This window comes from Terrisporobacter mayombei, assembly GCF_020748465.1.
Taxonomy (GTDB): domain Bacteria; phylum Bacillota; class Clostridia; order Peptostreptococcales; family Peptostreptococcaceae; genus Terrisporobacter; species Terrisporobacter mayombei.
Map to the genome: position 1 here is coordinate 1 of NZ_JAHZMP010000139.1, position 501 is coordinate 501.

Here is a 501-nt window from a genome sequence, read left to right on the forward strand (position 1 = left end):
AGTGATAACGTGCTGGTGGTCGGTCTGGGGCCAGTCGGCATGATGGCGATGATGCTGGCGAAAGGTCGCGGTGCAAAACGGATCATCGACGTTGATATGCTGCCGGAACGTCTGGCGATGGCAAAACAGTTAGGGGTGATGGATCACGGCTATTTAGCAACCACCGAAGGTCTGCCGCAGATTATCGCCGAACTCACCCACGGTGGCGCGGATGTTGCGCTCGATTGTTCCGGTAATGCCGCAGGTCGCTTGCTTGCACTGCAATCCACCGCTGACTGGGGACGGGTGGTTTACATGGGTGAAACCGGAAAAGTGGAATTCGAGGTCAGCGCCGATCTGATGCACCATCAACGGCGGATTATCGGCTCCTGGGTGACCAGTCTGTTCCATATGGAAAAATGCGCCCCTGATCTGACGGACTGGAAGCTGTGGCCGCGTAACGCCATTACCCATCGCTTCTCGCTGGAACAGGCAGGTGATGCCTATGCGCTGATGGCGAGC

The 501-nt window shown here is 57.3% G+C and carries 1 protein-coding gene; it reads left to right on the plus strand.

Going from position 1 to position 501, the window contains the following annotated elements:
* Window positions 1-15 precede the first annotated feature (15 nt).
* On the plus strand, window positions 16-501 hold a 486-nt coding region (locus K0039_RS25010), incomplete at its 3' end, for a zinc-binding dehydrogenase (protein ID WP_228106830.1).